This is a genomic window from Stenotrophomonas sp. PS02297, assembly GCF_029959705.1.
Taxonomy (GTDB): Bacteria; Pseudomonadota; Gammaproteobacteria; order Xanthomonadales; family Xanthomonadaceae; genus Stenotrophomonas; species Stenotrophomonas nitritireducens.
In genome coordinates this window covers 1-2977 of sequence record NZ_JASCOS010000214.1, presented here as the reverse complement: position 1 = coordinate 2977, position 2977 = coordinate 1, and the positions used below count along the sequence as shown (strand labels likewise).

The following is a 2977-nucleotide window of genomic DNA, read 5'->3' as shown; positions in this document are numbered from 1 at the left end:
GCGTGTCCCCCCCCCCACCCCCCCCCCGGGGCCGGGGCGCGGGGCCCCCCGCGTCTATGGTGGCCCCGTCGGCCCCTCGCGACGCTAGGTCGAAAATCCCGCCAGGGCCGGAAGGCAGCAACGGTATCGATCGACGCGGGCGCCGAGGTCAGCCGGCGGGGCCGCCACCTTTTCGGCCCAGGCACGCCGTTGCGTGCCGCAAGCCCCGGCGCACGCTGCGCATGCAGGCGGCCCGCGCGACGGAAGACCCGTCCCGCTTCGCATTGTTTCACCATGAACGCGCGGCCAGTCTGCCGGCAGTCCTGCCGGCCGAGGCTCAACCCGCGAACGGCACCGCGCGTGGCGCGGTCGGCTCGGCCAGCAACACGCACTCCCCCGGCTCGGCCACACGGTGGCCGCGCGCGCGCAATGCCTGGCCATCGGCCGCACTGGCGTAGTGGTACAGCACCATCCGCGCCTGCAGTTCCGCCGGGTACTCGCGCTCCAGATCGTCCACGCCGGTATGCGACGGGTTGCCATGCAGGCCGCAGTCGTGGGCGACCAGTTCGCCATCATCCGCGTGGCGGGCCAGCATTTCCGGGATCGGCCGGGTATCGCCGCTCCAGACCAGCGCGCCCTGCAGGCGCAGGCCCCAGGCGGTCTCCGGCCAGTGATGGCGCACCGGGAACACCTCCAGGCGCACGCCGTCATGCCAGAACGCCTCGCCGACCACGATCAGCTGGAACGCATCCCAGAAATTGGCGCCGCCCTCGGCCAGCACGTTCGGATAGTCGCCGACGCGCCGGTGCAGCAGCGGCACCACCGGCGCGGGCACGTACAGGCGCACCCGCCCGCGGCGCCGCGGATTGAAATAGGCATCGACGAACAGCCGCTCGAACCCGGCCACATGGTCCAGGTGCACGTGGGTGACGAACAACGCGTCCGGCATCGCCCCGTAATGGGCGCGGTAAGCGGTCAGGCCTTCGCCGCCACAGTCGATGGTCAGCCACGGCCGGCCATCGCGCTCGATCACCGCCATCGGCGAACCAAGTTCGACCGCCGAGGCGTTGCCGACGCCGAGAAAGCGCAAGGACCACTCCATCACACGCCCCGGTTCCAGGCCAGATCGTAGGCGCGGCGCAGGCGCGCGAAGTCCTTCTCCACGTCCTCGCGGCTGCGCTCGCCGCGCAGCTTGAGCAGCGAACGCAGCAGGCGCTTGAGGTTGCGCTCGCGCCAGCGCGTGGCGGGAATGCGCAGCACGCCGCGGTCGAAGTCGATCAGCCAGCCGTGCCCGCCGGCATCGAACAGGATGTTGTGCGCGTTGAGGTCGGCATGGTCCAGCCCGGCACGATGGAAGCGCGCGATCAGGCGTCCGGTCTCCTCCCACGGCGCACCGCGCCCGGCGACCAGCGCCCGGTCGGCCAGCGAACGCACGCCGTCCAGCCGCTCCATCAGGATCGCCGCGCGGTAGGTCGCGCCCTGGCGCATGTAGAACGCGGCCAGTGGCTGCGGCACCGGCAGCTTGAATGCGATCAGCTTCCGCATCAGCCGGAACTCGGCGAAGCTGCGGGTACGGTCGGCGCCCTGCCACAGGTAGCGGTCGCGGCTGAGCCTGGCGGCGACACCGCCGCGCAGGTAGTGGCGCAGCACGCAATGCCCGAACGGCGCGTCCACGAACCACGCCCCGCCCCGCCCGCCCTCGCCCACCGGACGCGCCCTGCCGCCCCAGTGCGCAGGCGAAAACAAGGTGGTTTCGGCTTGCCGCAGATGTTGGCGGTCGAACAGAATGGCGCCATAGCCGCGGCCTTCGCGGCAAGGCGTCAGCGCTTCAGTGGCGTCGAAAGCGACCATTCACCGCGAGTCTAACAACACCATGCCTTCAGCGTCCTCCCCATTGTGCCTCCTGCGCCTGTCCGCACTCGGGGATGTGACCCACGTGGTCCCGCTGGTGCGGACGCTGCAGCAGGCCAGGCCGGGCGTGGAACTGCACTGGGTGATCGACAAGGCCGGGCATCGCCTGCTGGAAGGACTGCCCGGCGTGGCGTTCCATGTCTACGACAAGAAGTCCGGCCTGGCCGGCATGCGCGCGCTGCGCCGCGAGCTGCCCGCCGCGGGTTTCGCCACGCTGCTGCAGATGCAGGTCGCCTTCCGCGCCAACGTGCTGTCGGCCTTCATCCCCGCCCGGCGCCGCATCGGCTACGACCGCTCGCGCTCCAAGGATCTGCACGGGCTGTTCGTCAATGAGCGCATCCCCGACCGTCCCGGCATCCATGTGCTCGACGCGATCGGCAGCTTCTGCGAGCCGCTGGGGATGAAGCAGACCGAGGTGAGCTGGGACATGGCCACGCCCGCCGACGCCCACGACTGGGCGCGCGCGCAGTGGGATGACGATGGCCGACCGGTGCTGATGATTTCGCCCTGTTCCAGCCACGAACGCCGCAACTGGTACGCCGACCGCTATGCGGCGGTCGCCGACCACGCCGCCGCACGCGGCTGGCGGGTGGTGCTGTGCGGCGGCCGCAGTGATCTGGAACGCCGCACCGCCGACGCGATCCTGGCGGCGATGCGCGCGCCGGCGCTGGACCTGGTCGGCAAGGACACGCTCAAGCAGCTGCCCGCCCTGCTGGCCCGCGCCAACCTGCTGATGACGCCCGATTCGGGCCCGATGCACATTGCCAACGCGGTCGGCACCAAGGTGCTGGGCCTGCATGCGGCCAGCAACCCGGAGCGCAGCGGCCCGTATTCGGACCGCCGCTACTGCGTGGACCGCTACGATGCGGCGGCGAGGCGCTTCCTGCACCAGCCCGCCACCGGGCTGAAATGGGGTACGAAGATCGAATTCGACGGGGTGATGGAACTGGTCGCCGTGGACGATGCCATCGCCGCGTTCGAGCGCTACGTGGCCGACCAGCTCGACTGAAGCGCAAAAGCAGGCCGCTGGAACGCCTGCATAAGCGACGTCAGTCGCGATGGGGCTTTCCTGGAAAAGGCCCCATCG

General features: G+C 70.7%; 3 protein-coding genes and 1 other RNA gene. 2 read left to right on the top strand and 2 right to left on the bottom strand.

What is annotated here, in order from left to right:
• Nucleotides 1-65 precede the first annotated feature (65 nt).
• Nucleotides 66-162, top strand: an RNA gene (gene ffs / locus QMX80_RS18945) — signal recognition particle sRNA small type.
• 154 nt (nucleotides 163-316) lie between these two features.
• On the opposite strand, the gene QMX80_RS18940 is transcribed toward ffs, so the two are convergent.
• Both QMX80_RS18940 and QMX80_RS18935 read right to left on the bottom strand, forming a co-directional pair.
• A complete protein-coding gene (locus tag QMX80_RS18940) occupies nucleotides 317-1081 on the bottom strand; it encodes an MBL fold metallo-hydrolase (protein WP_055767722.1) in 765 nt (254 codons plus the stop codon).
• The gene (locus tag QMX80_RS18935) at nucleotides 1081-1830 is read right to left on the bottom strand and encodes a 3-deoxy-D-manno-octulosonic acid kinase (protein WP_282278714.1); all 750 of its coding nucleotides are present in this window, start codon (nucleotides 1828-1830) and stop codon (nucleotides 1081-1083) included. Before QMX80_RS18935 ends, QMX80_RS18940 begins: the two co-directional genes overlap by 1 nt.
• Before the next feature lie 22 nt (nucleotides 1831-1852).
• Between QMX80_RS18935 and QMX80_RS18930 the strand changes: the two genes are divergently transcribed.
• A complete protein-coding gene (locus QMX80_RS18930) occupies nucleotides 1853-2899 on the top strand; it encodes a glycosyltransferase family 9 protein (RefSeq protein WP_282278713.1) in 1047 nt (348 codons plus the stop codon).
• The last annotated feature ends 78 nt before the right edge of the window (nucleotides 2900-2977 follow it).